Annotated in this window: 32 protein-coding genes; 13 read left to right on the top strand and 19 right to left on the bottom strand. The window is 73.2% G+C overall.

Going from position 1 to position 26,396, the window contains the following annotated elements:
* Positions 1-19: 19 nt before the first annotated feature.
* From V6U82_RS27070 to V6U82_RS27050, 5 genes are all read left to right on the top strand, one after another.
* Positions 20-1,009: a carbohydrate ABC transporter permease gene (locus tag V6U82_RS27070; protein WP_282311568.1), complete on the top strand. Its 990-nt coding sequence runs from the start codon at positions 20-22 to the stop codon at positions 1,007-1,009.
* Positions 1,006-1,839 carry a carbohydrate ABC transporter permease gene (locus V6U82_RS27065; RefSeq protein WP_121683310.1) on the top strand — a complete coding sequence of 278 codons (834 nt, stop codon included), beginning with the start codon at positions 1,006-1,008 and terminating at the stop codon, positions 1,837-1,839. The genes V6U82_RS27070 and V6U82_RS27065 overlap by 4 nt, the downstream gene beginning before the upstream one ends.
* Entirely contained in the window at positions 1,836-3,203 is a 1,368-nt protein-coding gene (locus tag V6U82_RS27060) for a GH1 family beta-glucosidase (RefSeq protein WP_334465953.1), read from the top strand. The genes V6U82_RS27065 and V6U82_RS27060 overlap by 4 nt, the downstream gene beginning before the upstream one ends.
* 19 nt (positions 3,204-3,222) lie before the next feature.
* A complete protein-coding gene (locus tag V6U82_RS27055; protein ID WP_128136790.1) occupies positions 3,223-4,230 on the top strand; it encodes a LacI family DNA-binding transcriptional regulator in 1,008 nt (335 codons plus the stop codon).
* A 61-nt stretch (positions 4,231-4,291) separates the two neighbouring features.
* On the top strand, positions 4,292-5,197 hold the full coding sequence (locus V6U82_RS27050; protein WP_334465949.1) for a GNAT family N-acetyltransferase: 906 nt from the start codon (positions 4,292-4,294) through the stop codon (positions 5,195-5,197).
* Here the strand turns inward: V6U82_RS27050 and V6U82_RS27045 are convergent.
* A complete protein-coding gene (locus V6U82_RS27045) occupies positions 5,190-5,708 on the bottom strand; it encodes an O-acetyl-ADP-ribose deacetylase (protein WP_334465947.1) in 519 nt (172 codons plus the stop codon). The genes V6U82_RS27050 and V6U82_RS27045 overlap by 8 nt on opposite strands.
* Position 5,709: 1 nt before the next feature.
* Positions 5,710-6,501: an EI24 domain-containing protein gene (locus V6U82_RS27040; RefSeq protein WP_334465944.1), complete on the bottom strand. Its 792-nt coding sequence runs from the start codon at positions 6,499-6,501 to the stop codon at positions 5,710-5,712.
* A 40-nt stretch (positions 6,502-6,541) separates the two neighbouring features.
* Here V6U82_RS27040 and V6U82_RS27035 point away from each other — a divergent pair, with 40 nt between their 5' ends.
* A complete protein-coding gene (locus V6U82_RS27035; RefSeq protein ID WP_334465941.1) occupies positions 6,542-7,531 on the top strand; it encodes a helix-turn-helix transcriptional regulator in 990 nt (329 codons plus the stop codon).
* On the opposite strand, the gene V6U82_RS27030 is transcribed toward V6U82_RS27035, so the two are convergent.
* Complete coding sequence (locus V6U82_RS27030) at positions 7,522-8,436, bottom strand: SDR family oxidoreductase (protein ID WP_128136785.1); 915 nt, start codon at positions 8,434-8,436, stop codon at positions 7,522-7,524. The genes V6U82_RS27035 and V6U82_RS27030 overlap by 10 nt on opposite strands.
* Before the next feature lie 76 nt (positions 8,437-8,512).
* Between V6U82_RS27030 and V6U82_RS27025 the strand changes: the two genes are divergently transcribed.
* The gene (locus V6U82_RS27025) at positions 8,513-9,184 is read left to right on the top strand and encodes a nucleotidyltransferase domain-containing protein (protein WP_334465937.1); all 672 of its coding nucleotides are present in this window, start codon (positions 8,513-8,515) and stop codon (positions 9,182-9,184) included.
* Between the two features lie 7 nt (positions 9,185-9,191).
* Here V6U82_RS27025 and V6U82_RS27020 read toward each other — a convergent pair whose 3' ends face one another.
* Entirely contained in the window at positions 9,192-9,641 is a 450-nt protein-coding gene (locus tag V6U82_RS27020; RefSeq protein WP_128136783.1) for a VOC family protein, read from the bottom strand.
* Between the two features lie 43 nt (positions 9,642-9,684).
* Between V6U82_RS27020 and V6U82_RS27015 the strand changes: the two genes are divergently transcribed.
* Positions 9,685-10,284 carry a CGNR zinc finger domain-containing protein gene (locus V6U82_RS27015; RefSeq protein WP_334465933.1) on the top strand — a complete coding sequence of 200 codons (600 nt, stop codon included), beginning with the start codon at positions 9,685-9,687 and terminating at the stop codon, positions 10,282-10,284.
* A 1-nt stretch (position 10,285) separates the two neighbouring features.
* Here V6U82_RS27015 and V6U82_RS27010 read toward each other — a convergent pair whose 3' ends face one another.
* The 5 genes from V6U82_RS27010 to V6U82_RS26990 all read right to left on the bottom strand — a co-directional run bounded on the left by V6U82_RS27010 (position 10,286) and on the right by V6U82_RS26990 (position 13,630).
* Entirely contained in the window at positions 10,286-11,023 is a 738-nt protein-coding gene (locus tag V6U82_RS27010; RefSeq protein WP_334465930.1) for an alanyl-tRNA editing protein, read from the bottom strand.
* 11 nt (positions 11,024-11,034) lie between these two features.
* Positions 11,035-11,922 (bottom strand): alpha/beta fold hydrolase, encoded by an 888-nt coding sequence (locus V6U82_RS27005; protein ID WP_334465928.1) that lies wholly within the window; start codon positions 11,920-11,922, stop codon positions 11,035-11,037.
* On the bottom strand, positions 11,919-12,233 hold the full coding sequence (locus V6U82_RS27000) for a DUF2516 family protein (protein WP_013288803.1): 315 nt from the start codon (positions 12,231-12,233) through the stop codon (positions 11,919-11,921). Before V6U82_RS27000 ends, V6U82_RS27005 begins: the two co-directional genes overlap by 4 nt.
* A gap of 72 nt (positions 12,234-12,305) precedes the next feature.
* Positions 12,306-13,016, bottom strand: a complete 711-nt coding sequence (locus V6U82_RS26995; protein ID WP_334465922.1) for a hypothetical protein — start codon at positions 13,014-13,016, stop codon at positions 12,306-12,308.
* A complete protein-coding gene (locus tag V6U82_RS26990; RefSeq protein WP_334465919.1) occupies positions 13,013-13,630 on the bottom strand; it encodes a helix-turn-helix domain-containing protein in 618 nt (205 codons plus the stop codon). Before V6U82_RS26990 ends, V6U82_RS26995 begins: the two co-directional genes overlap by 4 nt.
* A 112-nt stretch (positions 13,631-13,742) precedes the next feature.
* Between V6U82_RS26990 and V6U82_RS26985 the strand changes: the two genes are divergently transcribed.
* The gene (locus V6U82_RS26985; protein ID WP_334465916.1) at positions 13,743-14,540 is read left to right on the top strand and encodes an alpha/beta fold hydrolase; all 798 of its coding nucleotides are present in this window, start codon (positions 13,743-13,745) and stop codon (positions 14,538-14,540) included.
* Between the two features lie 141 nt (positions 14,541-14,681).
* Here V6U82_RS26985 and V6U82_RS26980 read toward each other — a convergent pair whose 3' ends face one another.
* The 4 genes from V6U82_RS26980 to V6U82_RS26965 form a co-directional block, all read right to left on the bottom strand.
* Positions 14,682-15,641: an asparaginase gene (locus V6U82_RS26980; RefSeq protein WP_334465913.1), complete on the bottom strand. Its 960-nt coding sequence runs from the start codon at positions 15,639-15,641 to the stop codon at positions 14,682-14,684.
* A gap of 94 nt (positions 15,642-15,735) precedes the next feature.
* A complete protein-coding gene (locus V6U82_RS26975; RefSeq protein WP_128137824.1) occupies positions 15,736-16,578 on the bottom strand; it encodes a 3-keto-5-aminohexanoate cleavage protein in 843 nt (280 codons plus the stop codon).
* Positions 16,579-16,690: 112 nt separating this feature from the next.
* Positions 16,691-17,800, bottom strand: coding sequence for a CAF17-like 4Fe-4S cluster assembly/insertion protein YgfZ (gene ygfZ / locus V6U82_RS26970; protein ID WP_128137823.1), 1,110 nt, complete (start codon positions 17,798-17,800; stop codon positions 16,691-16,693).
* Positions 17,797-18,204 (bottom strand): Fur family transcriptional regulator, encoded by a 408-nt coding sequence (locus V6U82_RS26965; protein WP_128137825.1) that lies wholly within the window; start codon positions 18,202-18,204, stop codon positions 17,797-17,799. Before V6U82_RS26965 ends, ygfZ begins: the two co-directional genes overlap by 4 nt.
* A gap of 112 nt (positions 18,205-18,316) precedes the next feature.
* Between V6U82_RS26965 and V6U82_RS26960 the strand changes: the two genes are divergently transcribed.
* On the top strand, positions 18,317-19,171 hold the full coding sequence (locus tag V6U82_RS26960) for an aminotransferase class IV (RefSeq protein WP_442933473.1): 855 nt from the start codon (positions 18,317-18,319) through the stop codon (positions 19,169-19,171).
* A gap of 67 nt (positions 19,172-19,238) precedes the next feature.
* Here the strand turns inward: V6U82_RS26960 and V6U82_RS26955 are convergent, their stop codons facing one another.
* Together V6U82_RS26955 and mtfM are read right to left on the bottom strand one after the other, a co-directional pair.
* On the bottom strand, positions 19,239-19,826 hold the full coding sequence (locus V6U82_RS26955) for an FABP family protein (RefSeq protein WP_121686553.1): 588 nt from the start codon (positions 19,824-19,826) through the stop codon (positions 19,239-19,241).
* Positions 19,827-19,941: 115 nt separating this feature from the next.
* Positions 19,942-20,046 carry a small membrane protein MtfM gene (gene mtfM, locus V6U82_RS26950; protein WP_013288813.1) on the bottom strand — a complete coding sequence of 35 codons (105 nt, stop codon included), beginning with the start codon at positions 20,044-20,046 and terminating at the stop codon, positions 19,942-19,944.
* 23 nt (positions 20,047-20,069) lie between these two features.
* On the opposite strand from mtfM, the gene V6U82_RS26945 reads away from it, so the two are divergent.
* The 3 genes from V6U82_RS26945 (at position 20,070) to V6U82_RS26935 (ending at position 22,970) form a co-directional block, all read left to right on the top strand.
* Entirely contained in the window at positions 20,070-20,432 is a 363-nt protein-coding gene (locus V6U82_RS26945; protein ID WP_121686554.1) for a DsrE family protein, read from the top strand.
* Positions 20,433-20,505: 73 nt separating this feature from the next.
* The gene (locus V6U82_RS26940; RefSeq protein WP_121686555.1) at positions 20,506-20,895 is read left to right on the top strand and encodes an SCP2 sterol-binding domain-containing protein; all 390 of its coding nucleotides are present in this window, start codon (positions 20,506-20,508) and stop codon (positions 20,893-20,895) included.
* A complete protein-coding gene (locus V6U82_RS26935; RefSeq protein ID WP_334465902.1) occupies positions 20,892-22,970 on the top strand; it encodes an amylo-alpha-1,6-glucosidase in 2,079 nt (692 codons plus the stop codon). Before V6U82_RS26940 ends, V6U82_RS26935 begins: the two co-directional genes overlap by 4 nt.
* A 2-nt stretch (positions 22,971-22,972) precedes the next feature.
* Here V6U82_RS26935 and V6U82_RS26930 read toward each other — a convergent pair whose 3' ends face one another.
* From V6U82_RS26930 to V6U82_RS26915, 4 genes are all read right to left on the bottom strand, one after another.
* On the bottom strand, positions 22,973-23,824 hold the full coding sequence (locus tag V6U82_RS26930; RefSeq protein ID WP_334465900.1) for a hypothetical protein: 852 nt from the start codon (positions 23,822-23,824) through the stop codon (positions 22,973-22,975).
* 55 nt (positions 23,825-23,879) lie between these two features.
* Entirely contained in the window at positions 23,880-24,932 is a 1,053-nt protein-coding gene (locus V6U82_RS26925; RefSeq protein WP_334465898.1) for a hypothetical protein, read from the bottom strand.
* A 131-nt stretch (positions 24,933-25,063) separates the two neighbouring features.
* Positions 25,064-25,402, bottom strand: coding sequence for a DUF1416 domain-containing protein (locus V6U82_RS26920; RefSeq protein ID WP_128136579.1), 339 nt, complete (start codon positions 25,400-25,402; stop codon positions 25,064-25,066).
* Positions 25,402-26,250, bottom strand: coding sequence for a sulfurtransferase (locus tag V6U82_RS26915; protein ID WP_128136578.1), 849 nt, complete (start codon positions 26,248-26,250; stop codon positions 25,402-25,404). Before V6U82_RS26915 ends, V6U82_RS26920 begins: the two co-directional genes overlap by 1 nt.
* Positions 26,251-26,396 lie beyond the last annotated feature (146 nt).

The raw sequence follows: 26,396 nt of genomic DNA, 5'->3' as shown, positions 1-26,396 counted from the left end.
CGGAAAGGAGTCCCGGGTCATGGCCGTCCAGCTCGACGCCCGCCCGCCGGTCGCACCGGCACCCCGCCCCACCCGTCCCGGCCTGGGCAACCGGCTCAGCCGGATCGACACCAAGTACTCGCCGTACCTCTTCATCGCCCCGTTCTTCCTGCTGTTCGGCGTCTTCGGGGCGTACCCGCTGGCGTACACGTTCTGGGTCTCGCTGCACGACTGGGACCTGCTCGGCGCCGAGCACCCGTTCATCGGCTTCGACAACTACACCCAGTTGCTCGCCGACTCCGACTTCTGGCACTCGGTGGTCAACACGCTGGGCATCTTCGTGATCTCCACGGTCCCCCAACTGCTCGCCGCGCTCTGGCTGGCCAACCTGCTGAACCGGCAGCTCCGCGCCCGTACCACCTGGCGGATGGCGGTGCTGATCCCGAACGTCACCTCGACCGCCGCGGTGGCGATCGTGTTCGCGGTGCTGTTCGGCCGCGACTTCGGCATGATCAACTGGCTGCTCGACCACGTCGGGATCAACGCGATCGACTGGAAGGCGAACCGGTTCGCCGCCTGGGTCGCCATCTCCACCATGGTCGACTGGCGCTGGACCGGCTACAACGCGCTGATCTTCCTGGCCGCCATGCAGGCCATCCCCCGCGACCTGTACGAGTCGGCGGCGATCGACGGCGCCGGCCGGGCCCGGCAGTTCTGGTCCATCACGGTGCCGCTGCTCAAGCCGACGATCATCTTCGCGGTCATCATCTCCACCATCGGCGGCCTCCAGCTCTTCACCGAGCCGCGGATGTTCAACTCCGGCACCAACGCGATCCGCGGCGGACCGCTGCGGGAGTCGCAGACGGTGACCATGTACATGTTCGAGAACGCCTTCGCGCCGCACTACAACTTCGGCTACGGCTCGGCGGTCGCCTGGCTGCTGTTCGCCCTGATCGCCGTGGTCGCCGCGATAAACGTCCTGCTCCTGCGCCGGCTCGGCGGCGGCTCCCGCAAGGAGGTCTCCCGATGACCCGCCTCTGGTCGGCCAGCCGGCTCACCTACCTGGCGCTGACGCTCTCGGCCGTCCTGTCGATCTTCCCGATCTACTGGATGTTCGTGGTGGCCAGCCGGACCAGCGACACGATGGGACAGGTGCCGCCGCCGCTCACCCCCGGCGGCAACCTCGGCGCCAACATCGCCCGGCTGTTCGACAACACCGACGCGTACTTCCTGACCGGCCTGATCAACTCGGCGATCGTGGCCACCACGGTGACGATCTCGGTGGTGTTCTTCTCCACGCTGGCCGGGTTCGCGTTCGCCAAGCTGCGCTTCCGTGGACGCAACGCGCTGCTGCTGGTCATCGTCGCCACCATGATGGTCCCCACCCAGCTCGGCGTGATCCCGCTCTACCTGCTGATGACGAAGCTGAACTGGAACGATCGGCTGCCCGCCGTGATCGTGCCGGCGCTGGTCACCGGCTTCGGCGTGTTCATGATGCGCCAGTACGCGGGCCAGGCGGTCAGCACCGAGCTGATCGAGGCGGCCCGGATGGACGGCTGCAACACCGCGCGGATCTACTGGAACGTGGTGCTGCCCGCGCTGCGCCCGGCCGCCGCCGTCCTCGGCCTGCTCACGTTCATGACCACCTGGAACGACTTCCTGTGGCCGTACGCGGTGCTGAACGACCCGGAGAACCCGACGGTGCAGCTGTCGCTGCGGGCCCTCTCCGACGGGTACTACCAGGACATGTCGCAGGTGTTCACCGGCACGGCCATCGCCACGCTGCCGCTGCTGCTGGTGTTCGTCGTCTTCGGCCGCCAGATCATCGGCGGCATCATGGAAGGTGCGGTCAAGGCATGAGCAACGTCCGATTCCCGGAGGGCTTCGTCTGGGGCGGGGCCACCGCCGCGTACCAGATCGAGGGCGCCGCCCGCGAGGACGGTCGCGGCCCGTCGATCTGGGACACCTTCAGCCGTACGCCGGGCGCGGTGTTCCAGGGACACACCGGCGACGTGGCCTGCGACCATTACCACCGGTACGCCGAGGACGTCGCGCTGATGGCCGAGCTGGGACTGCGGGCGTACCGGTTCTCGGTGTCCTGGCCCCGCGTGCGGCCGGACGGCACCGGCCCGGTCGAGCCGCGCGGGCTCGACTTCTACGACCGGCTGACCGACGCGCTGCTGGCCGCCGGCATCGACCCGATCGTCACGCTCTACCACTGGGACCTGCCGCAGGCGCTGGAGGACCGGGGCGGCTGGACGGTCCGGGAGACCGCCGAACACTTCGCCGAGTACGCGCTCGCCGTGCACGGCCGGCTCGGCGACCGGGTCCGCACCTGGACCACGCTCAACGAGCCGTGGTGCTCGGCCTACCTCGGGTACGGCTCCGGGGTGCACGCGCCGGGGCGCCGCGACGCCGGTGACGCGTTCCGGGCCGTACACCATCTGCTGCTCGCTCACGGCCTGGCGGCGCGGGCGCTGCGCGCGGCCGGCGCGGAGACGCTCGGGATCACGCTCAACCTGGCCGACGTGCAGCCGGCGGACGCGGGCAGCGCCGCGGACGCCGAGGCGGTCCGGCTGGTCGACGGCCTGCACAACCGGATCTTCCTGGACCCGCTCACCGGCGGCGGCTACCCGGCGGACGTGCTGGCCCACGTCAGCCGGATCGTCGCGCCGGACTTCGTCAGGGACGGGGACGAGAAGCTGATCGCCGCGCCGCTGGACCTGCTCGGCCTGAACTACTACGCGCCCACCTACGTGGCCGGGCGGGCCGACGGCGCGGGCGGCGGCGCGTACCCGGGCACCGCCGGGGCGGTCGAGTTCCTGCCGCCGGCCGGGCCGCTGACCGAGATGGGCTGGTCGATCGAGCCGGCCGGGCTGACCCGGCTGCTGGAACGCGTGGCGGCCGACCATCCCGGGCTGCCGTTGATGATCACCGAGAACGGCGGGGCGTTCCCGGACACCGGCCTCGACGAGCGGGGCGAGGTGGCCGACGCGGACCGGGTCGCCTACCTCGACGGGCACCTGCGCGCGGCGCACGAAGCCATCGCCCGCGGCGTGGACCTGCGCGGTTATCTCGTATGGTCGGTGCTGGACAACTTCGAATGGGCCGAGGGTTACCGGAAGCGGTTCGGGATCGTCCACGTCGACTACCTGACCCAGCGGCGCACACCCAAGCGCAGCGCCCGCTGGTACCAGGAGGTGATCGCCCGGAACGGGCTGTGACGAGGTGGTGGTTACGGGGATGACGACGGCACAGCGACCGACCCTGGAGGCGGTGGCCCGGCTGGCCGGCGTGTCCCGGGCCACCGTCTCCCGGGTGGTGAACGGCTCGACCACAGTCGCGGAGCCGATCCGGCAGGCGGTACGCCGGGCGGTCGAGGAACTCGGGTACGTCCCGAACCTCGCCGCCCGCAGCCTGGTCACCCAGCGGACCGACTCGGTCGCGCTGGTGCTGCCCGAGGCGGCCACCCGGGTCTTCTCCGACGACCAGGTGTTCCCGGGCATCATCCGGGGCGCGGCGCAGGAACTGGAGGCGGCGGACAAGCAGCTCGTACTGATGCTCGCCGGTTCGCCGGCCGGGCACGAACGGGTCGAGCGGTACACCACCGGCCGGCACGTCGACGGCGTGCTGTTCGCCTCGCTGCACGGCGAGGACCCGCTGCCCGGCCGGCTCGCCCGGCTCGGCATCCCGGTGGTGTGCAGCGGACGGCCGCTCGACGGCGCCGACGTGCCGTACGTCGACGTCGACCACACCGGCGGCGTGAGCACAGCGGTCCAGCACCTGATCGCGAGCGGACGGCGGCGGATCGCCACCATCGCCGGCCCGCAGGACATGGTCGCCGGGATCGAGCGGCTGATCGGCTACCGCAGCGCGATCACCGGCGCCGGGCTGCCGGAGCTGGTCGCGTACGGCGACTTCACCCGGGAGTCCGGCACCGCGGCGATGCGCGAACTGCTCGCCGCCGACCCGGAACTGGACGCCGTCTTCGCCGCCTCCGACCTGATGGCCCACGCCGCCCTGCGGACGCTGCGGGAGGCCGGGCGGCGGGTGCCCGAGGACGTGGCGGTGATCGGGTTCGACGACATCGAGACCGCCGCGTACACCGAGCCGCCGCTGACCACGGTGCGGCAGCCGATAGTGGAGCTGGGCCGGTCGATGACCCGGCAACTGCTGCGGATCGCGGCGGGCGAGGAGGTCGAGCAGGCGCTGGTGCTGCCGACCGAGCTGGTGCTGCGCGAGTCCGCCTGACAACCGGTCGCGCTGATTATCCGGTCGCGGCGCGGGCGGCGACGGGTCTAGGGTCCGCCGAATGAGTGGATCCGTGATCCGTCCTGCCCGTGCCGAGGACGCGCCCGCCGTGGTGGCGTTGCGCGCGCTCGTCTACCCCTACCTGGTGCGCGGCGTCGAGTCGACCCGCCGCATGATCGCCGAACCGCCGCCCGGCGAGGACTGGGCGGCCTGGGTCGCCGAGACGGACGGGCAGGTCGTGGGCTGGGTGTCGGCGTACCGCAACACACAGACGTCGACGCCCGGCGTGGGCGAGATCGCCACGCTGCACGTGCACCCGGAGCACCGGCGCCGGGGCACCGGCACCGCGCTGTTCGACACCGCGCTCGGTCACCTGCGGACGCTCGGGACCACCCGGGTGCTCACCCACGCGCGTACCGAGTCGCTGCCGTTCGCACAGCGGCACGGCTTCACGCCCAGCCGGGAGGTGCGCTACTCGGCGCTGGACCTGAGCACGCCCCCGCCGATGCCGCAGCCGCCGCCGGGCGTACGGCTGGTGTCCGCCGCCGGGCTCGACCCGCGTCTGGTGCACCGCGTCGACGCCGAGTCGTCCCGGGACGAGCCGGGGGACGTGCCGACGGACTCGCTCGGCTTCGACCTGTGGCGGCACGAGTGCTGGGACAACCCGGGGCTGGACCGGGAGGCGAGCACGCTCGCCGAGGTGGACGGCGAACTGGTCGCGCTCAGCCTGGTGAAGCGCGACGGCGACCGGATGTGGTCGGACTTCACCGGCACGCTTCCCGCGTACCGGGGGCGAGGGCTGGCCCGGCTGGCCAAGCAGGCCGCGCTGCACGCCGCCGCGGCACGTGGGGTACGCACCGCGTACACCTCGAACGACGAGGCGAACGCGCCGATGCTGGCGGTGAACGAGCGGCTCGGCTACCGGCCGGTGGACAGCCAGTGGTCGTGCCGGCGCAAGCTCAGTTGAGCCCGGCGGCGACCCGCACCGCCGTGGCGTACGTGTCCGCGCCGAACAGCACCAGCCGGGCCTCGGTGACGTGCGCCGGGGTGGCCGCGTGCAGCACGGTGAGCGCCTGCGCCACCGCGTCGTCGACCGGCCAGCCGTAGATCCCGGCGGAGATCAGCGGGAACGCGATCCCGGTCGCGCCCAGCCCGTCGGCGACACGCAGGCTGTTGGCGTAGCAGTCGCGCAGCAGCGCCGAGCGGTCCTCGCGCGGCGAGAAGACCGGCCCGACGGTGTGCACCACCCAGCGCGCGGGCAGGTTGCCTGCGGTGGTGGCGACCGCCTGGCCGGTGGGCAGCCCGCGCCCGTAGCGGGAGGCGCGCAGCGCCCGGCACTCCTCCAGGATCGCCGGGCCGCCGCGCCGGTGGATCGCGCCGTCCACTCCCCCGCCGCCCAGCAGCGACGAGTTGGCGGCGTTGACGATCGCGTCGACCTGCTGCGCGGTGATGTCCCCCTCGATCAGGACGGTGTCCATCTCAGCTCTCCTCGATCGGCTGGCCCAGCGAGCGGCGGGCCAGCAGCGCGGCCCCGGCGACGGCGGCCGGCATGACCAGCACCGCGCCGAGCGGGATCAGGAAGCACAGGAAGACCGCCACCCCGAAACCGAGCGCGGCCGGCCGGTCGGCCCGCAGCCGCGCCCGCCGGTCCGGCAGCCGCATTCCCCGCCGGTAGAACGGCGCGCCGACCAGCTCCAGCGCCAGGAACCAGCCACCCACTCCGGCGCCGACCACCGGCACCACCGTCTGTCCCACCACCGGGATGAAACCGGCCGCGAACAGGGGTACGCCGATCAGCGCGGACAGCGCCACCAGGCGCAGCGAGTCGGCGAGGCTGCGCCGCAGCGACGACCAGAACGGCACGTCCACGGCGCCGGGGGTGCCGCCCAGGCGGTCCTCGACCCGCTCGGAGATCGCCTCGTAGAACGGGTCACCGATGACCAGCGTGACGGCGGTGAAGGTGAGCACCCCGACCAGCCCGGCGACCCCGACCACCGCCAGCCCGGCGGCGACCCGCAGCAGCCCGCGCCAGGGCGACGACCAGTCGTCGGCGAACGGGGTGAGCCAGGCGGCCAGGTCGTCCACGAAGTAGAGCAGGGCGGCGAACAGGGCCACGTAGAGCGCGCCGGTGATCAGCGCCGGGATCACGCCGAGCAGCATCAGTTTCGGGCTGCGGACGTACATGCCGAAGCCGCGCAGCAGCAGCCCGGCGCCGCCGAGGAAGCGGGTGGCCGCGCCGGTGACCGGCGCGACGGTACGGGAGGCGTTCACGACGGCACAGCCTAATCTCCCGGTGCACCACAATGGGCCTGTGCGTGCGTCCCGGCTGATCTCGCTTGTGCTGCTGCTCCAGTCCCGGGAGACGATGACCGCCGCCGAACTGGCCCGCGAGCTTGAGGTGTCCGAGCGCACCGTCTACCGGGACGTGCTGGCGCTCTCCGCCGCCGGTGTCCCGGTGTACGCGGACCGGGGCCGGGCCGGCGGCTACCGGCTGCTCGGCGGCTACCGCACCCGGCTGACCGGGCTGAGCCGGGACGAGGCCGAGGCGCTGTTCCTGGCCGGGCTGCCCGGGCCGGCCGGGGACATGGGACTGGCCGACTCGGTGGCCGCCGCCGAGCTGAAGGTGCTCGCCGCGCTGCCGCCGAGCCTGCGGGACGCGCCCGCCCGTACCGGGCAGCGGTTCCACCTGGACGTGCCCGGCTGGTTCCGGGAGACCGCGCCGCCGCCGGCGCTCGCCGAGCTGGCCCGGGCGGTCTGGCGCGACCGGATGGTGGAGCTGCGCTACCGGCGCGGGGACCGGGAGGTGACCCGCACGCTGGCGCCGTACGGGCTGGTGCTGAAGAACGGGGTCTGGTACCTGGTGGGCCGGGTCGGCGACGCGTGGCGGACGTACCGGGTGGACCGGGTGGTCGCGGTCGACGTGGGCGCCGACGGCTTCGACCGGGACGAGGACTTCGACCTCGGGGCGTACTGGCGGGAGCAGGCGGGCGCGTTCCTTCGCGGGCTGCTGCGGGAGCGGGTGACAGTGCGGCTCGGGCCGGCCGGGCTGCGAGGGCTGCGGCACCTGGTGGACGCGCCGTTCGTCTACACCGAGGCGGTGGACGCGGCGGGGCCGCCGGACGAGCAGGGGCGGCTGGTGCTGCGGCTGCCGGTCGAGTCGGTGGACGTCGCGTACACCCAGTTGCTGGCGCTCGGCCCGGAGGTGGAGGTGCTGGCGCCGCCGCGGTTGCGGGCACGCTTCGCCGAGGCGGCCCGCCGCGCGGCGGCGCTCTACACCGATCCGCCGTCGGGTCAGCGGTAGCCGTCGGGGTCGGCCGGCTTGCCCGGCTTGACCACCTCCTCGTAGTAGCGGGCCCAGTGCGGGCGGCTGCCGTCGACATCGGTGAAGCCGTACACCTGGGCCAGGCCGCCGCTGTCGAGCGACTGCCCGTTCCAGCGGGCCCGGTCCGGGTCGGCGGCCAGGGCGGCCACCGCGCGCCCGACGAGCGCCGGCGTCTCCGACATGACGAAGTGCGGCTCGGTCTTCGCGGCGTCGCGCCAGGTGGCCTCGGTGACGCCGTAGTGTTCGAGCATCGCCTCCGAGCGCAGCCAGCCGGGCGTCAGCGAGACGGCGGTGCAGCCGTGCGGGGCCAGTTCGTGCGCCTGGCTGAAGCCGAGCCGGTTCACCGACACCTTGGCCAGGTCGTAGAAGACCGACAGGCGGTACTCCCGGTCGTTGTGCTCCTTGGTGCCGTCGCCGATCTCGACCACCAGGCCGCCCGGGTTGCGGATCAGCAGTGGCAACGCGAAGTGGCTGGTGATGATGTGCGTGTCGACCGCCAGCCGCAGCATGCGGAAACCGGCGTCGAGCGGCTGCTCCCAGACCGGCTTCTCCCAGGTGATCAGCGGATCGCCACCCCAGACGTCGTTCACCAGCACGTCGAGGCGGCCCTGCTCGGCGTCGATCCGCTCGACCAGGCCGCGCACCTGCTCGGGGTCGAGGTGGTCGACAGCGACGGCGATCCCGGTGCCCCCGGCGGCGGTGACCAGCTCGGCGGTCTCCTCGATGGTCTCCGGCCGGTCCATCTCGGAGCGGCGCTCGCGGGTGGTGCGGCCGGTGGCGTAGACGGTGGCCCCGGCGGCGCCGAGCTGCACGGCGATCTGCCGGCCGGCGCCCCGGGTCGCGCCCGCGACGAGCGCGACAGTTCCGGTCAGTGGTGAGTTCATGGGATCACCGTGTCACCGATACCTGACAGTGGAAGTCCGGTTTCCCGGAAGATCCGGATGGGCGATCATCACCGGTATGCACCTGCTGCTGTCCGGGATCGTCGGCTCGGTCGCGTACGGGCTGGCCGGACCCGGCTCGGACACCGACCGGATCGGCGTGTTCGCCGCGCCCACGGTCGCCTTCCACGGCCTGCGCCCGCCCCGCGAGTCGGTGGTCACCACCGACCCGGACGTCACGCTGCACGAGGCCCGCAAGTACGCGCTGCTGGCGCTGAGCGGCAACCCGACCGCCGCCGAGCTGATGTGGCTGCCCGACGACTGCTACGAGACCCGTACCCGGTTCGGCGAGGAGCTGATCGCCGTCAGGTCGGCGTTCCTCAGCGCGCCCCGGGTCCGCGACGCCTACCTCGGGTACGCCTCGCAGCAGTTCCGCAAGCTCGCCGCCGCACCCGCCGACAGTGGCGGGCGGCGGCGCTCGGCGAAGCACGCCCGGCATCTGGCCCGGCTGCTGCACCAGGGCCGGGTCCTGTACGCCACGGGCGTGCTGGAGATCCGCCTCGCCGACCCGGACTGGTTTCGCGCGTTCGGCGAGCGGGTCGCCGGTGGCGCGCTGGACGAGGCGCAGGCCCTGGTGGCGACCGCCGAGGCGGAGTTCGGCCGGACCCGCTCGCCGCTGCCGGAACGCCCGGACGAGGAGACAGTGGAACGCTGGCTGCTCGCCGTCCGGGCGGCCCACCTGCCGCGCTGATCGGGGGTCACTGCACGTCGAACTCGTTGCCCTCCGGGTCGGCCATCGTGGTGTGCTCGCTGCCCCGGTCGGCGACCTCGGCCAGCACCGTCGCGCCGAGCGCGGTCAGCCGCTTCACCTCGGCCGCCCGCCCCTCCGGCCCGACGTGCAGGTCGACGTGGAGGCGGTTCTTCACCCGCTTGGGCTCGGGGACGGCCTGGAACAGGAACCGCCGGCCCAGCCCGGTGCCGCTGGCCGGGTCGACCGGGTCGTCCGGGTGGCGTACCGCCGCCAGCTCGCGCCACGCCTTGCGGCCGTCCAGCTCGACGTACGCCTCCGGCGGCACCGCACCGGCGGCGGCCAGCCGCTCGATCAGCACGCTGTTGTCCTCGACCTGGTAGCCGAGCGCCTCGGCCCAGAAGCGGGCCAGCCCGATCGGGTCCGCACAGTCGATGACGAGTTTCCAGTCCCGCGCCATATGTCCTCCGTGGTCAGCTGGTGTAACCACTTATAGTGGTTACGTGACGAACGGCGCAAGCGGACTCACCCTGATCAGTCCCGAAGGCACCCGGTACCGCTTCGACCCGGGGGCGCTCTGCCTGGAGCTGCTGACCACCGGCGGCCCGGGGGCGTTCGCCCGCTACGAGGTGCTGCACCGCCCGGACGACCTGGCGGACTGGCTGGCCGCGTCCCGGCTGCGGCTCGACCCCGCCGCCGTCACCGTCGACGCGGACGACCTGGCCGCCGCCCGTCGACTGCGCGACGCGCTCTGGCGGGTGGCGCGGGCGCGTACCCGTGACGAGACCCCACCCACCGCGGACCTGGCGGTGGTGAACGACGCGGCGGCCGGGCTGCCGCTGATCCCCCAGGCCGGCCGCGACGGCAGCCGGTCCTGGCGTACGCCGCTGACCGGCGCGCAGGTGGTCGCGACGTTCGCCCGGGACGCGGTCGACCTGCTCACCGGCCCGTACACGGCCCGGATCCGGGAGTGCGGTGCGCACGACTGCCACCTGGTCTTCGTGGACACCTCGCGGCCTGGGCAGCGCCGCTGGTGCGCGATGGAGCGCTGCGGCAACCGGCAGAAGGCGCGCGCGCTGAGGTCCCGGCGCGCGCCCGGGTGACTCAGTCCGCCAGGCGCACGCGTACCCGGCGGTTGGCCCGTCCCTTGCTCTCCACCTTGACCACCTGGACCTTGCCGATCTGGGCGGTGGAGGCGACGTGCGTGCCGCCGTCGGCCTGCACGTCCAGCCCGACGATGTCGACGATCCGCACCTCCTGCTCCTCCGGCGGGATCAGGTTCGACTGGATACGGATGATGTCCGGCAGCGCGAGCGCCTCGGCGCGCGGCAGCACCCGTACGGCCACCGAGCGGTCGGCGGCCACCTCGGCGTTCACCAGCTCCTCGATGCGGGTCTTGAAGTCCGGCGGCACCTCGGGGAGGTTGAAGTCCATCCGCGCCTCGCCCGGCTCCATGTTGCCGCCGGTGACGAGCGCGCCGAAGTCGCGGAACACCACGCCGCAGAGCACGTGCAGCCCGGAGTGGGTCCGCATCAGCATGCTCCGGCGGGCGTCCTCCACCGCGCCGACCACCTCGGTGCCGACCGGCGGCACCGGGTCACCCTCGGCCGGGATCAGCCACAGGTCGTCGCTCTTGCGGGTGCCGACGATCCGGGTCTGTACGCCCTGCCAGAGCAGCACCCCGTGATCCGGCGGCTGCCCGCCGCCGCCGGGGTAGAACGCGGACCGGTCCAGCACGATGCCCTGCTCGGGATCGGCCGCCAGCACCCGGCACGTCCACTCGCGCAGGGTCGGGTCGGCGAGGTCGAGCCGGTGCGTACGGCCGTGGTGTGTGACGCCCATGGACGGCGACGTTACCCGTTCAGGAACTCCGAGACGCGCTCCCGCAGGTCGGCGCGCTCGGTCCAGAGCACGCCGGGCCGGTCGTACACGTGCAGTGTGGCGTTCGGGAGCACGGCGGCGAGCCGTTCGGCGACGGCGACCGGGTGCAGGTCGTCGTCGGCGGCGGCGATGACCAGGGCCGGCGCGGTGACGGTGGCGAGTGACCCGGCGTCGTCGAGCGCGACCTGGCCGGGCAGGTCGGCCAGCCCCGGCGCGAGCCCGTCGCGCAGCAGCTGGTCGAGCCGCTGCCGCAGGTACGCCCAGCCGGCCGGGGTGTTGCGCACCGACGGCGGCAGCTCCAGCGACACCGCGTCGGCCAGCGCCGACGCGTCGCCCTCGGCCACCGCGTCGAGCAGGCCGGTGAGCCGGGCGCGCGCCACCTCGCCGCGCGGCGTGTCCAGCGCGGCGGGCAGGAAGAAGACGAGTTTCTCGAAGCGTTCCGGGCTCTCCGCGAGCAGCCGGCAGAGCGCGCCCGCGCCGAGGCTGGCGCCGAACGCCCGGGTCGCGCCGCTCAGGTCCGCCATCGCGCGCAGGTCACGGGCGAGGTCCAGGTAGCTCCACGGGCCGGGCGGGGAGTCGGAGCGGCCGTGCCCGCGGAACTGGAAGAAGATGCGCCGCCCGGTGACGCCGCTGCCGAACGGGCGGGTGGTGGCGATGCCGCTGCCGAGCCCGTGCGCGAACACGGTGACCGGGTCACCGGTGCCGGTGACCAGCCGTTCCAGGCTCACCCCGTGCGGGGTGGCGACCAGCTCCGTCTCCGGCTCGGGCAGCGCGGGACGCCCGGTGCGGGGCGCGCCGGGGCCAGGGCCCCAGGTGCGGGGACCGCCGTCCGGTGGCGGAGGCCAGCGGAAACCTCTCACCAGGACCCTCGGCCGTCGTGCAGGTCCCGCAGGCCGGGCCGCACGTCGAGCAGGTAGATGAGACCGGCCGCGATGCCGATCAGTCCGAACAGGCTGATCGGACCGAAGCCGAGCAGGGTCAGCAGCAGGCAGACCGCCAGGATGGCGACCCAGCCGCCCTTGGGCAGCGTGCCGAGCGCGGCGAAACCGTCGCCGCGCTGGGTGACCGCGTGCACCAGCGCCACTCCCTGTACGACCAGGGCGAAGACGAGCAGGATCAGCTGGATCACGTCTTGGACTGCGAACGCGAAGATCGGCGCGGCGATGGCCATGGGGGCAAGCTTATGCCGAGACCCCGGAAACGTCCGACAAGACGTTGTCCGGGGTCTCGGTGGAGCTTCGGGTCACTCGGCGGCCGGGCGGGTCCGCTTCGTGGTCTTCGGCAGCTTCGCGGACGGGGTGGCCGGCTTGGCGGCGGTCGTCTTCGTGGCGGCCTTGGTCGCGGTCGCCTTGGTGGCGCGGGTGCGCTTCACCGCGGCCGGCTTGGCGGCCACCGCCTCGGCCACCTCGGCCGGGGTGGGCACCTCGGTCGTCGCGGCGGCGGTCTCCGGCTTCGGGGTCACCTCGGTCGTCGGGGCGACCTCGGTGCCGGTGGCCTCGGTGGCCTCGATGTCCGCGTTCACCGTGTCGGCGGCCTCCAGCACGCCGGCGCCGACGACGCGCTCACCACGGGCGACCAGCTCGGCGTACGCGGCCAGCGCGCGCTCCTGCGCGGCGTGCGCCCCGGCCACCACGACGGCGGCGTTGCGGGTGGCGGCCTCGCGGAGCTTGTCCAGGGTGGCGGCCTCGCGCAGCTTCTCCAGGTTGGCGGCCTCGCGGAGCTGGTCGAGGTCGGTGGCGACGGCCCGCTCGCGCAGCCCGGTGGCGGTCTGGTTGGCGGTCTTCAGCGTCTCGGTGGCCTTCTGGCGCAGCTCGAAGCCGGTGACGACGGCCTTGCCGCCGAGGTCGGTCACCACGGTCGGCAGCTTGCGCAGCTGCTCCAGGGCCAGCTCACCGGCGCCGGCGGCGGCGTAGAGGGGTGCGGGGATGCGGTTGGTCTTCGGCTGGGTGGTCATGACTGCTCCTCCTCGGCCGCACCGGCGGCCTTCCGGGCCGCCCGGCGGGCGGCCGTCTGCTCAGGGGCGGCGGTGGTCGGGGCGGGCGCGCCGCCCGCTTCGGTGACGGCTACGGATTCGAGGACCGCCTCGGTCGGGGTGCCCTCGGGCGTCACCGGACCGGTGGCGGCCGGCGCGACGGTGGCCGGGGCCTCAGTCGCGGTGGCCGTCCCGGTGGTCTCGGCCGTGGCGGCTGCTTCCGTCGTGGTGGCTGCCTCGGTGGCCTCGGCCAGGCGGGCGTTCTCGCGCCGGAACGTCTCGTAGATCTGGGTGAGTGACTGCTTCTGGGCCATGGTCAGCTCGGAGTCGACGGCGATCGCCGCGAGCACGCCCTGACCCTCCTTGTCGTCCAGCAGCCCGGCACGCAGGTACATCGCCGGGGTGGAGACGCGCAGCGCGCTGGCGAGCTGCTGGAGCACCTCGGCACTCGGCTTGCGCAGCCCGCGCTCGATCTGGCTCAGGTAGGGATTGCTGACGCCCGCCTGCTCGGCGAGCTGGCGCAGTGAGATCTTCGCGTTGCGCCGCAGGTCGCGAATGAACCCGCCGACATCGGGAAGGTCCTTGCTGGTGGCCATGACTCAACGCTAGCTCGGGCCGCTAGCTCCTGCAAGCAAAACGCTAGCCAGAGTTAGCAGGGTCACTGAAGCAGGTTGCGGAGCCCATGTCCGGTCCGTACCGTTCTCCCCCGTGACCAAGATCGATATCAACGGCGCCCAGCTCGCGTACGACGAGAGCGGCACCGGCACCGCCGTGGTGTTGCTGCACGCGGGCATCGCCGACCGGCGGATGTGGCGCGGGCAGATCCCGGCGCTCGCGCAGCGACACCGGGTGATCGCGCTGGACCTGCGCGGCTACGGCGACTCGGAGCTGCCGCCCGCGCCGTTCGCCCACCACGACGACGTGATCGGACTGCTCGACGCGCTGGGCATCGAGCGGGCCGCGCTCGTCGGGTGCTCGTTCGGTGGCCGGGTCGCGGTGGACACCGCACTCGCCCACCCGGAGCGGGTCTCGGCGCTGGCGCTGTTCGGCGCGCCGGTCTCCGGCAACGAGTGGTCCGAGGAGACCGAGCAGCTCTGGGAGGAGCTGGTCGGTGACGTGGACCCGGAGGACTTCACCGCCACCGCCGCCGGCGAGGTGCGGTTCTGGGTGGTCGGCCCGACCCGCCGTCCGGAGGACGTCGACCCGGAGCTGATCCGGTTCGCCGAGGAGATGGACCGCCGGGCGCTCGCCGCCGAGCAGGCGCTGAGCGCGATCGAGGTGGGCGAGCTGGACCCGCCGGCCATCGACCGGCTGGGCGAGCTGCGCGTACCGGTGCTCGTCGGCACCGGCGCGGACGACCTGGCCGACATCCGCCGCCTGGCCGAACGCATCGCCGACGAAGCCCCGAACGGCAAACGCCTCCCCGACGTCCCCGACGCGGCACACCTGCTCCCCCTGGAGCGCCCCGCCGAGGTCAACACCGCCCTCCTGTCCTTCCTCCCCTGACCCACCCTCCCCCCTCCCCCCTCCCCTCCCTTCGCGATCTTGCGGTTGCGGCCCTCGGCACGCCTGGAATGCGCGCTTTGTCAGGGCGGTAAGTGCAAGATCGCCGGGGGTTCGAGCGAGGGCGGAGGGGCCGGGGCGGGGTTACCAGGTGGGGCGGACGGCGCCTACCGGGAGGCCGCCGCCGAGCAGGGGTGGCTCGGCGTACTCGGTGAGGATGGGGGCGCGCACGTTCAGGCGTGCCAGGGCCGAGGTCAGGACCGGTGTGCGGGCTCTGGCGGCGCCGTCGTCGATCTTCAGGGCCACGGCGCCGACCTCCGGGACCGCCGCCGCGATCACGCCCTCCGCGCCGATCTTGGCGAGCAGACCGGGTACGCCGCGCATCAGCCGCGTGTCCTCCGCCTGGGTGCCGCCGACCAGTTCCGGGTACGCCCGCATCGCGTCCGCCACCGTCCGCTCGACGGTCCCCGGCTCGGCGCCGACCATCCGCAGGAACGCCCGGGCCAGCCCGGTCAGCGAGACGGCGAGCACCGGCGCGCCGCAGCCGTCCACCCCGACCGCCGCCGCCCGCTCGCCGGTGAACTCCTCGATCGTGGCGGTCAGGCACTGCTGGAGCGGGTGCTCCGGGCGCCAGTAGCCGTCCAGCGGCCAGCCGGCGGCCAGGCAGGTGCGCACCATGCCGGCGTGCTTGCCGGAGCAGTTCATCAGCACCCGGGCCGGGCCGCCGCCGGCCCGCAGCACCGCCTCCCGGGCGGCCTCGCCGAACGGCAGGTCCGGCGGGCAGTGCAACGCCTCCTCGGTCAGGCCGGCGTCGCGCAGCAGCGCGGTCACCCGCTCGACGTGGAATTCCTCGCCCGCGTGGCTGGCCGCGACCAGCGCCACGTCGGCCGGATCGGTGAGCGGCAGCCCGGCCCGGAGCATCCCGATCGCCTGCATCGGCTTGTTCGACGAGCGGGGGAAGATCGGCGAGGTCACGTCACCGGCCCCGGCGACCGGCTCACCGGCGGCGTCGAGCACCACCACGGAACCCCGGTGGACGCCCTCCACGAAACCGGACCGGACCACCTCGGCGAGCGGCACGCCGCCCTCGTACGTTGTTCCCACGGTATGGACCGTACCGAGGGGACGGACCCGGTCGGCGGCGGGGTGACCTGCGACGTCGACCGAGTCGGTACGGGGTCGCCGCCGGGTGCGCCGCTTACCGGGCGGTACCCGGGACGCCGAGCAGCGTACGGGCCTCGGCGGTGGTCAGCGGAGGACGCTGGGCCAGCTGGGCGAAGCCGACCGCCCGCGCGACGAGCTGCATGTTGGACTCCACCGGGCGCCCCTTGGCGTACGTGACCGTGTCCTCCATGCCGACGCGCAGGTGACCGCCGGCCGACAGCGAGGCGAGCATCACCGGGATGGTGCTGCGCCCGATGCCGGTGGCCGAGAACGTGGTGCCCTCGGGCAGGTCGCGCACCATCTGCTGGGCCGCCACGAGCGTGGCCGTGGTGCCCGGCATGCCGCCCGGCACGCCCATCACGAAGTCGACGTGCACGTGTCCGCCGTGCGGCAGGCCGTACTTGCCGAGCAGCCGCTGCAACGCGGTGAGGTGGCCCAGGTCGAAGATCTCGTACTCGGGGACGACGCCGCGCTCCTGCATCCGGGTGTGCAGGTCGACGATGAACTCCCACCGGTTGAGGAACACGTCGTCGCCGAAGTTGACGGTGCCCATGGTGCAGGAGGCCATGTCCGGCGCGGCGTCGAGCACCGCCAGCCGGGCGGACTCCGGGTCGGTCACCGCGCCGCCGGAGGAGAGTTGGACGATCAGGTCGGTGTTCTCCCGCAGCGCGGCCACGGTGTCGCGCAGCCGCCCCTGGTCGAGCGTGGGCCGCGCGTCGTCGTCCCGGATGTGGACGTGGATCACGGCGGCGCCGAGCGCCTCGCACTCCTTGGCGGTCAGCAGCAGCTCGTCGAGCGTCACCGGCAGCGCCGGCACCTCCGCCTTCGCCGACTCCGCGCCGGTGGGGGCAACCGTGATCAACGTCCCTGTCGTCATGCCCCGGATCCTAGACCGGTCCCCGGCACCGGGTCGACCGGAGAATTTCCGGTGCGAGCGGCATAAGGAAGGGATCCTTCCGCCGACGGAGGCGTTGCGAAGGGGCCCTTCCTTACACGTCGATCGCGGCGGCGCTGTCACCGACCAGCAGGCGGGCGTCGTCGGGCGTGTTGCGCTTCAGGACGGCGAGCGCCACCTGGCCCAGCTCGTAGTGCTGCACGGCGGTGCCCACGAAGCCGACGGTCCGGCCGTCGAGCGTCACCGGCGTACCGGCGACGGGCGGCTGGTCGCTCGCCACGCCGTCGAGGTGCAGCAGGACGAGCCGGCGGGGCGGCTTGCCCAGGTTGTGCACCCGGGCCACCGTCTCCTGCCCCCGGTAGCAGCCCTTGTCCAGGTGCACGGCCGGTGCGATCAGGTCCACCTCGGCCGGGATCGTCCGGTGGTCGGTGTCCACACCGGCCCGGGCCCGCTTGGCGGCCACCCGGATCGCCTCGTACGCCCACAGCCCGGCCACCGGCACCCCGGCGCCGCGCAGCTCCGCCGCCACCTCGTCCATCGCGGCCCGGGGCACCAGCAGGTCGACGCCGAGCGCCACCCGCCGGGCCCAGCCGCCGACCGGGAGCGGCTTGACGTCGTACACCACCGAGGGCCGCGCGGGCAGCTCGCCGGAACGGAACTTCGGACCCGGCACCGCGGCCACGTCGGGAGCGGCCAGCCCGGTGACGCCGAGCGTGTCCAGCGCGCTTGCCGCCTCCGGCCCGACCAGCGACAGCAGCGCGTGGTCGGCGGTGGCGTCGCGCGGGTCGACCTTGCTGAAGAACCGCATCTTCTCCAGGTATGACAAGAGGCCCTCGGTCATCCCCGGCTCGGTGTCCAGCCAGGTGGTCTCGCCGTCGTCGGCGACCATCGCGTGCTGCTCGACGTGCCCGTGCGGGGAGAGCACCAGCAGCTCGGTGCCCTGCCACGGTGCCAGCGCGGCCAGGTGCTGGCTGGTGAGCGTGTGCAGCCAGCCGATCCGCTCCTCACCGGGCACCGCGACCACGCCCCGGTGCGAGCGGTCGACCAGGCCCACGCCGGTGGCCAGGAGCCGCTGCTCGCGCATCGGGTCGCCGTAGTGGGCGGCCACCGGGCCGACCCCGGCCGCCCGGTGGGCCGGCTCCGGCTGGTCCCGGGTCTGCTCGTCGATGGCGTCGGTGGTCACCGCGCCCGCGATGTCGATCATGTGCGTTCCCCGTTCTGTGCGCAGCGGCCGCAGACCCCGAAGAGCGCGACATGCCCGATGTCGACCTTGAACCCGCGCTGCTCGTCCAACTGGTCGGCGAGCGGGCGAAGCATCTCCGGGGCGATCTCGTCGATCGCCCCGCATTCCCGGCACACCAGGTGGACGTGCTGGTGCTCACCCGCCGCGTGGTAGGTCGGCGAACCGTGCGACAGGTGCGTGTGCGTCACCAGGCCGAGCCGTTCCAGCAGCTCCAGCGTGCGGTAGATGGTGGTGATGTTGACTCCGGCCGCCACCTCGCGGACCGCGGTGTGCACCTGCTCCGGGGTGGCGTGCCCCAGATCCAGGACGGCCTGGAGCACCAGCTGCCGCTGCGCCGTCAGCCGCAGCCCGCGCGAGCGGAGCATTTCCGCGAGGGAGGATTCGGACACCCTTCGATCATAGTTCGGCCGCCGCGCCGGCCGGTCCGCCGCCGGGGTACGCCACTACGCTGCGCCGGTGGGTACGACACGGGTGGCGATGCTCGGCCGGGGCCTCGTGCCGGCGGGTGAGCCGGTGCTGCGCGGCGACGACCGGGGCGTCCTGCACGGCGACGGCCTGTTCGAGACGCTGCACCTGCGCGACGGCCGCCCCTGGCTGCGCGAGGCCCACCTGGCCCGGCTGCGGGCCGGCGCGGCGGCGATCGACCTGCCGCTGCCACCGGACGCCGCGCTCGTCGAGCTGCTGGACGCGGTCTGCGCCGGCTGGCCCGCGCAGACCGAGGGCGCGTTGCGGCTGGTCTGCACCCGGGGGCCGGAGAGCGGTGGGCCGCCCACGGTGTACGCCACGCTCGGCGAGGTGCCCGCGTCCGCCCGCCTGGCCCGCCGGGACGGGGTGACTGTGGCCACGCTGCCGCTCGGGGTGGCCGCCCGGTCCCGCCCGGAGCTGGGGTGGCTGCCGAGCGGCGTGAAGTCCACCTCGTACGCGCTCAGCACCGCCGCCCGGCGGTGGGCGCAGCGGACCGGCGTGGACGACGTGCTCTGGGTCTCGACCGACGGCTACGTGCTGGAGGGGCCCACCGCGAACGTGGTGTGGCTGCAGGACGGCACCCTCGCCGCGGTCCCGGCGGCCCAGACCGGCATCCTGCCCGGCGTGACCGCGAACCACCTGCTGGAACGGGCGGCAGAGCTCGGCCTGACCACCGCCGAACACCTGCCCACCGTGACCGACCTGCACGAGGCCGAGGCCGTCTGGCTGACCAGCTCCCTACGCGGCGTAGCCGAGATCACGGCCCTCAACGGAACCCCCCGTCCCGGATCCCCGCTCACTCCCCGCCTGCAGACCCTCCTGAACTTCCCCCCACCCTCACCGTCACCCCCACCCCGTCGACCATGAAGTTGGCGGCGTCGGGTGCCCGATTTGTCGCCGCCAACTTCATGATCGACGAGAACAGGAGGCCGGGTCAGCCGGCTACGCGGGTCAGGCGGGCGGAGAGGTGCGGGCTCAGGGGCTGGCCCACGGCGGCCATCTCCTGGGCGTAGAGCAGGGCACCCTCGACGATGCCGAACAGGCGGGCACCGGCGGTGACCTCCTTCGCCGTCGCGGTACGCACGACCGCGTCGGTGGCGAACTCGATCTGGGTGCCCTTGCGCTTGCCGATGTGCAGCTCCATCACGCCGGTCGGCGTGGTCATCAGCGCCTCCAGCTCGTCGGTCACCCGCTCACCGTCGAGCACCGGACGCCACCAGCCCACCTCACGGCCGGCGGGGCGGACCGGGCGGCTCTGCTCGTCCAGGATCCAGGCCCGCGACTCGTAGAACAGGAACGGCCGGCCGTCGTGGCTGATCCGGATCTCCTGCGCGTAGTCGAAGTCCTCGATCGTCGGGAACCCACCCCGGCCCCGGCCACGCCACACCCCGACGTACGGCAGCAGGCCGTCCAGGCTCGGGTGCAGCTTCGGGCCGACGCGCAGGTCGTGGCTCTCCTCGTACGGGTACGGGTCGACCGGCGGCGCGTTCAACCACGGCGGCTGAAGCGGATTCTCACTCACAGATTCACCTTCGTTCGCGACTGCGGGGCTCGCAAAACCGGCTCACTCCTCGCGCTCACCAGGGCCACCTTCGTTCGCGACTGCGGGGCTCGCAAAACCGGCTCACTCCTCGCGCTCACCATTTACCTCTAGCTATGCGGACCGCGACGTACACCAGGCCACCGGCGAGCGCGCCCAGGCCGGCGACCAGCAGGCTGACGAACCCGATCTCGGTAACCATCCGGGCCATCCTATGCTGGCGTCATGGCGCGCACTCTCGTCGTCAAGGCCACCGCCGGCGCGGACTCCCCGGAACGCTGCGCCCAGGCGTTCACAGTCGCCTCCACCGCGGCCGCGGCCGGGGTGGACGTCTCGCTCTGGCTCACCGGCGAGTCCACCTGGTTCGCGCTCCCCGGACGGGCGGAGACGTTCGAGCTGCCGCACTCCGCGCCGCTCGGCGAACTGCTGCACGTGGTCCTGACCACGGGCCGGGTGACCGCCTGCACCCAGTGCGCGGCCCGGCGGGACATCGGCCCGGACGACGTCATCCCGGGCGTACGCATCGCGGGTGCCGCGGTGTTCGTCGAGGAAGCGATGGCCGAGGGCGCGCAGGCGCTGGTCTACTGAGCAACCCGCACGGGCTGTCCACTCTGCCCGGTGCGCCGATCCTGGCTCGACATGTCCGGATTGCGCCTACCATGTGAACGTGAGTGAGGCCATCCGACAGTTCTTCGCGTCGCTGCCGGCGCGCGCCGCGTCAGTGCTGAACAGCCCGATCGGCGGCACGCTCCAGATCGACCTGGCCGACGGCAACCGCACCGAACACTGGTACGTGACGCTGGCCCCCGGATCGGCCCAGGTGACCCAGGAGGAGCAGCGGCAGGCCGACGGCGTGCTCACGCTCTCCAGCGAACTGTTCGAGAAACTGGTCACCGGCCGGGAGGCCGGCATGGCCGCGGTGCTGCGCAACGAGGCCACGTTCAGCGGGCACGTGGTGCTGTTCCTGGCGTTCCGCCGGTTCCTGCCGGCCCGGCCCGACGTACGGGATCCGCGGGACGCCGCCCGCGAACACGTCCGGCGGCTGGCGTGAAGGACCGGGTCAGCATCCTCGACGGCAACACGTTCCTGGTCAGCGACGATCGCGGCAACATCCAGCCGTCGTACGACTTCCCCACCGGGCTGTTCTCCTTCGACACCCGGTTCCTGTCCACCTGGATCCTCACCCTCGACGGGGAACCCCTGCACGCGCTCTCCATCGACGACTCGCTGTCGTACAAGACGCGGTTCTTCCTGGTCCCCGGCGAGCCGACGCACTACCTGGACGCGAAGGTCTCGGTCATCCGCAGCCGCGCGATCGGCGGCAGCCTGGACGAGGAACTGACCCTGCTCAACCACTCCGAGCAGGAGACGGAGTTCCGGCTCCGGCTGGAGATCGGGTCCGACTTCGCCGACCTCCTGGAGATCAAGAACCAGCGCGACAAGAAGGGACACACGCTGCCCACGGTGGAGACGAACGCGCTGCGGCTGACCTACCGCCGGCAGGCGTTCCACCGCGAGACGCTGGTGACCAGCAGCGCGCCGGCCGAGGTCGACGAGAGCGGGATGACGTTCCGGGTCCGGGTCGGCCCGCACGGCGAGTGGACCAACCGGCTGCACGTCGACACGGTCATCTACGGCGCCCGGGGCGAGGACATCCGGGCCATCCTGCCGCTGGGCGGCCAGCGCACGGCGGCCGACATCGAGGCGGAGCAGAGCGAGCTGATCAGCCGCGCGCCGAAGCTGGGCTGCGACTGCGAGCCGCTGGCCGGGGCGTACCGGCGCAGCCTCAACGACCTGGCCGCCCTCCGGTACGAGTCGATCACGCTCGGCGTCCGGCTGCTCGCCGCCGGCCTGCCCTGGTTCATGACACTGTTCGGCCGGGACAGCATCTTCACCTCGCTCCAGGTGCTGCCGTTCCTGCCCGAGCTGGTCAAGCCCACTATCGTCATGCTCGCCGGCCTCCAGGGCAGCCGGGTCGACGACTTCCGGGACGAGGAACCCGGGAAGATCCTGCACGAGCTGCGCTACGGCGAGAGCGCCGGGTTCGAGGAGCAGCCGCACTCGCCGTACTACGGCGCGGCCGACACCACACCGCTGTTCGTGATCCTGCTCGACGAGTACGAGAGGTGGACCGGTGACGCCGACCTGGTCCGCAAGCTGGAACACGAGACCCGGGCAGCGCTGACCTGGCTGGACACGTACGGCGATCTGCTCGGCACCGGTTACGTCTGGTACATGTCCCGCAACCCGGAGACCGGGCTGCCCAACCAGTGCTGGAAGGACTCGCCGGACGCCATCTCCTACGCCGACGGGCGACTGCCCGAGTTCCCCCGGGCCACGTGCGAACTCCAGGGGTACGCGTACGACGCGAAGCTGCGCGGCGCCCGCCTGGCCCGCACCTACTGGAACGACCCGACGTACGCCGACCGGCTGGAACACGAGGCGGCGGCGCTGAAGGAGCGGTTCAACCGCGACTTCTGGATCCCGGACCGGGAGTACTACGCGCTGGCGCTCGACCCGAGGGGCCGCCAGGTGGACGCGCTCACCTCCAACATCGGCCACCTGCTGTGGAGCGGCATCGTCGACGAGTCCCGGGCCCCCGCCGTCGCCGCCCACCTGCTCGGCCCGCGCCTGTTCTCCGGCTGGGGCGTGCGGACGCTCGCCGACGACCAGGGCCGGTACAACCCGGTCGGCTACCACGTCGGCACGGTGTGGCCGTTCGACAACTCGATCATCGCCTGGGGCCTGTGGCGGTACGGCTTCCGGCAGGAGGCCGGCCGGATCTGCAACGCCCTGCTCAGCGCGTCGCACTACTTCGACGGTCGGCTGCCCGAGGTGTTCGCCGGCTACGAACGCGCCCTCACCGACTACCCGGTGGAGTACCCCACCGCGTGCAGCCCGCAGGCGTGGTCCGCCGGCACACCGCTGCTGCTGCTACGGGTGATCCTGGGCCTGGAACCGCAGGGCGATCACCTGATCATCGACCCGGCCGTGCCGCCCGGGATGGGCCGGGTGGAACTGCTCGACATCCCGGGCCGCTGGGGCCGGGTGGACGCGCTGGGCCGCAGCCGGGGGCCGCACGATGAACAGCCGGCGCCACCGGCGCTCACCCTGCCCGCCGGCTGACGTCAAGCAGGGCAGGGCTTGGTCACCGCGACCCGGACCCGCTCCCCGGCCCGCTGCGCCAGCACCGCCGGGTCGCCCGGGCGCGCGTACGCGTCTGCCGAGTCCACCACCGGCGCGGCGCCGCCGCCGAACGCGGCGGCCAGCGACTGATCGGCCGGCGCGGCCGCCTCGGACCGGGCGGTGCGGGCGGTCCCGCCGCCCGGGCAGGGCGCGGCGAGCACCTGGACCGGCCCGGTGGCCCCGCCCCACCGGCCCAGCGCCGACGCCAGCACCGCCGACTCGGCGGCGGCGTCGGCGGACGGTGCCCGGTAGCCGGAACCCGTCGGGCGGCAGCCGGTGGCCGCGGTGAGCAGCACCCGGCCCGGGCCACCGGAGCGGCCCTCGACCGTGACGAACTCACCCGCGTCGGCGCGCAGCAGCGGCTCGCCGTCGAGCGTCGACACGCCGGCCCGCCAGCCCGGCGGCAGCCGGTCGGCGATGCCGCGCAGCACCTCGCGTACGTCGTCGCCGCCGATCGCCACCTCGACGCCGCGCTCCAGCGTGGCGCCGTCGTCCATCGGCGTGATCCGGCAGCCGCGCTCCAGACGGTCCGGCAGGAGCGCCGGTACGCCCGCGGCGCCGACCGCGGCGGTCAGCTCACCGATCGCCCGGTCCACCACCGGGCCGGCCTGGTCCAGCGACCGCTGCTCCTTGACCGTCGGCGCGTCGGTGCGTACCGACCACCAGGTCAGACCCGCGAGCAGCACGGCCCACGCCGCGGTGGCGGCCGTCAGCCGGCGCAGCCGGCGTCGGCCACCGGGGCCGGGCCGGCCGGGCGGGGTGGGCGGGGCGTAGCCCGTCTCGACGGCAGTCACCCGGCCATGGTGTCACGGACCGGCGAGCTTCCAGGCCGCGCCTCGGCACCCTCGCTCAGACCGGCACCGACCGGCGGGACAGCAGCCACAGGAGGTAGAAGGGGCGCTGCCGTAGCTCGCCGCGACGGTCGGCGTACTGGTCGGCGGCGAGCACGGCGGAGAAGAACCCGCCCGCGCCCAGCATGCCGAGCACCGGCGCCAGATGCGTGCCCTCGACCGCCACCAGGGTCGCCGCGACCGTCGCCACCGCCGCTCCGGCGGCCTGCACAGCCGAGCGCCGGGACACCCGGGCGACCTCGGCGCGGGCCGCCCGCACCCCCTCCTGGATCTCCGCGTCGAGCTTTGCGAGCTGCACGAGCGCTCGGTCCGGATCGGTGTCGACCTCCAGCATCCGGCCCCGCAGGTACGCCTGGGTCGCGGCGAGCGCGTCGCTCTCCTGGGTCAGGATGGCGCAGTAGTCCCGCAGCGAGGTGCCCTCCAGCATCGGCAGGTCGAGCTGGAGCAGCGGGGTCACCAGCCGCGCCTTCACCGGATCCCCGCTCGGCACGTCGACGACCCGGTGCCCCTTGACGATCAGGTCGAGCGTGCGGTCCGGGTTGTCGCCCAGCTCGATCCGGCCCGCTGTGTCGAACAGCGAGGAGGTGGACTGGGCGTCCGGCGCGCGCGACTCCAGGTGGCTGCGGCGGAAGGTCTGCGGGAAGTAGACGAGCTGACCCAGCTCCAGCAGCGGCGCGCAGTCCCGCAGGTACGCGCCGAGGCGGCCCAGGTCGTCGCATTCGGCGTAGAGCTCGTCGATCCGGATGTCCCCGTACCGGCAGCCCGGGCCGCAGTGATCCGGATCCTTGCCGCACCTCTTGCAGATCTCCCGGTGGGCCAGATAGCAGCGCTCGCCGCCCGGCTGGGAGAGGATCAGCTTGGCGGTGACGAGCGTGGCCCGCTTGGTGAGGAACGACAGGTCGGTGTCGAGGCCGGCGACCGAGACGTCGAACGGGCGCGACCGGCCGGGCCCGCCCGTGCGCCGGAGTTCGCGGACGATCTCCTCGCCCCGGTTGCCGTCGATGAAGTCGACCAGATAGCGGCGGGCGTGGGCAGCGGCGTCGTCGGGCACCTGATCCCCCTCCGGCGCGTCCGGGGCGCGCCGCCGTCCAGCCTGCCAGTCACGGGCAAGCCGCACAGTCGCCGGAACGGCTCGTGGCCCGCCACCCGGGTGGGGCGGCGGGCCACGATCTCCAGCGTGGGTCAGGCGGCGACCGAGACGGTCACCTCGTTGATCCCGCGGGACGCGGCCACGGCGGTGTCGCCGTTGCCGTGGCGGGACAGCGCCCGCAGCGTCCACGAGCCCGGCGCGGCGAAGAACCGGAACTGCCCGGCCGCCGACGTCACCACCTCGGCGGTGAACTCGCCGGTCGAGTCGAGCAGCCGCACGTACGCGCCCGGCACGACCTCACCGGACTCGGCCAGCACGCGGCCGGTGATCACGGTTTCCTTCTCCAGGTCCAGGCTCGCCGGGAGGGGGGCGGACTGGTCCGGCGCGGCGCAGCCGGCGGCAGCCGTCGAGGCGGCGGAGGCGGCGGTCATCAGGCCTCCCCCGGCTCGTCGCCGAGCGCCACCGGCACGCCGACGAGCGAGCCGTACTCGGTCCAGGAACCGTCGTAGTTCTTCACGTTGCGGTGCCCGAGCAGCTCCTGGAGCACGAACCAGCTGTGCGAGGAGCGCTCGCCGATCCGGCAGTACGCGATCGTCTCCTTGCCGTCGTCCAGCCCGGCGTCGGCGTAGATCTTGCGCAGTTCGTCGTCGGACTTGAACGTGCCGTCCTCGTTGGCCGCCTTCGACCACGGGACGCTGATCGCGGTCGGGATGTGGCCGGCCCGCTGCGCCTGCTCCTGCGGCAGGTGGGCGGGGGCGAGCAGCCGACCGGCGAACTCGTCGGGGCTGCGCACGTCGACCAGGTTCTTGGTGCCGATGGCGGCGACCACCTCGTCGCGGAACGCGCGGATCGAGGTGTCCGGCTCCTGCGCGACGTACTGCGTCTTCGGCCGCTCCACCGTGTCGGTGACGAGCGGGCGGGCGTCCAGCTCCCACTTCTTGCGGCCACCGTCGAGCAGCTTGACGTCGCCGTGGCCGTAGAGCTTGAAGTACCAGTACGCGTACGCGGCGAACCAGTTGTTGTTGCCGCCGTACAGGATCACGGTGTCGTCGTTGGCGATGCCCCGGTCGGACAGCAGCGCCTCGAACTGGCTCTTGTTCACGAAGTCCCGGCGGACCTGGTCCTGGAGGTCGGTGCGCCAGTCGAGCTTGACGGCGCCGGCGATGTGCCCGGTCTCGTAGGCCGAGGTGTCCTCGTCGACCTCGACGAAGACGACGCCCGGGGCGCCGAGGTTCTTCTCGGCCCACTCGGCCGAGACGAGTGCGGTGTCGCGACTCATCAGATCACTCCCTGGTGAGGATGGTTTGGTGAGTCTGCGCGTGGAAATCGATGCCGATGGTTGTCGCACCACACGCGGACCCTGAGCTAGGAACGGATCACGGGTACGTGCGACGGCGCCGCTGCCGGGCGTTGGGGAGGGGGAAC

It is taken from the genome of Micromonospora sp. CPCC 205554 (genome assembly GCF_036902745.1).
In the GTDB taxonomy this organism is placed as follows: Bacteria; Actinomycetota; Actinomycetes; order Mycobacteriales; family Micromonosporaceae; genus Micromonospora; species Micromonospora tulbaghiae.
This window is presented reverse-complemented; position numbering and strand designations above follow the sequence as displayed.

Bases quoted from the DNA above. Each gene is read 5' to 3' on its own strand.
- V6U82_RS27070 (WP_282311568.1), top strand. From the start codon at position 20: ATGGCCGTCCAGCTCGACGCCCGCCCGCCGGTCGCACCGGCACCCCGC.
- V6U82_RS27065 (WP_121683310.1), top strand. From the start codon at position 1,006: ATGACCCGCCTCTGGTCGGCCAGCCGGCTCACCTACCTGGCGCTGACG.
- V6U82_RS27060 (WP_334465953.1), top strand. From the start codon at position 1,836: ATGAGCAACGTCCGATTCCCGGAGGGCTTCGTCTGGGGCGGGGCCACC.
- V6U82_RS27055 (WP_128136790.1), top strand. From the start codon at position 3,223: ATGACGACGGCACAGCGACCGACCCTGGAGGCGGTGGCCCGGCTGGCC.
- V6U82_RS27050 (WP_334465949.1), top strand. From the start codon at position 4,292: ATGAGTGGATCCGTGATCCGTCCTGCCCGTGCCGAGGACGCGCCCGCC.
- V6U82_RS27045 (WP_334465947.1), bottom strand. From the start codon at position 5,708: ATGGACACCGTCCTGATCGAGGGGGACATCACCGCGCAGCAGGTCGAC.
- V6U82_RS27030 (WP_128136785.1), bottom strand. From the start codon at position 8,436: ATGAACTCACCACTGACCGGAACTGTCGCGCTCGTCGCGGGCGCGACC.
- V6U82_RS27025 (WP_334465937.1), top strand. From the start codon at position 8,513: ATGCACCTGCTGCTGTCCGGGATCGTCGGCTCGGTCGCGTACGGGCTG.
- V6U82_RS27020 (WP_128136783.1), bottom strand. From the start codon at position 9,641: ATGGCGCGGGACTGGAAACTCGTCATCGACTGTGCGGACCCGATCGGG.
- V6U82_RS27010 (WP_334465930.1), bottom strand. From the start codon at position 11,023: ATGGGCGTCACACACCACGGCCGTACGCACCGGCTCGACCTCGCCGAC.
- V6U82_RS27000 (WP_013288803.1), bottom strand. From the start codon at position 12,233: ATGGCCATCGCCGCGCCGATCTTCGCGTTCGCAGTCCAAGACGTGATC.
- V6U82_RS26995 (WP_334465922.1), bottom strand. From the start codon at position 13,016: ATGACCACCCAGCCGAAGACCAACCGCATCCCCGCACCCCTCTACGCC.
- V6U82_RS26990 (WP_334465919.1), bottom strand. From the start codon at position 13,630: ATGGCCACCAGCAAGGACCTTCCCGATGTCGGCGGGTTCATTCGCGAC.
- V6U82_RS26975 (WP_128137824.1), bottom strand. From the start codon at position 16,578: ATGACGACAGGGACGTTGATCACGGTTGCCCCCACCGGCGCGGAGTCG.
- ygfZ (WP_128137823.1), bottom strand. From the start codon at position 17,800: ATGATCGACATCGCGGGCGCGGTGACCACCGACGCCATCGACGAGCAG.
- V6U82_RS26965 (WP_128137825.1), bottom strand. From the start codon at position 18,204: ATGCTCCGCTCGCGCGGGCTGCGGCTGACGGCGCAGCGGCAGCTGGTG.
- V6U82_RS26960 (WP_442933473.1), top strand. From the start codon at position 18,317: ATGCTCGGCCGGGGCCTCGTGCCGGCGGGTGAGCCGGTGCTGCGCGGC.
- mtfM (WP_013288813.1), bottom strand. From the start codon at position 20,046: ATGGTTACCGAGATCGGGTTCGTCAGCCTGCTGGTCGCCGGCCTGGGC.
- V6U82_RS26945 (WP_121686554.1), top strand. From the start codon at position 20,070: ATGGCGCGCACTCTCGTCGTCAAGGCCACCGCCGGCGCGGACTCCCCG.
- V6U82_RS26920 (WP_128136579.1), bottom strand. From the start codon at position 25,402: ATGACCGCCGCCTCCGCCGCCTCGACGGCTGCCGCCGGCTGCGCCGCG.
- V6U82_RS26915 (WP_128136578.1), bottom strand. From the start codon at position 26,250: ATGAGTCGCGACACCGCACTCGTCTCGGCCGAGTGGGCCGAGAAGAAC.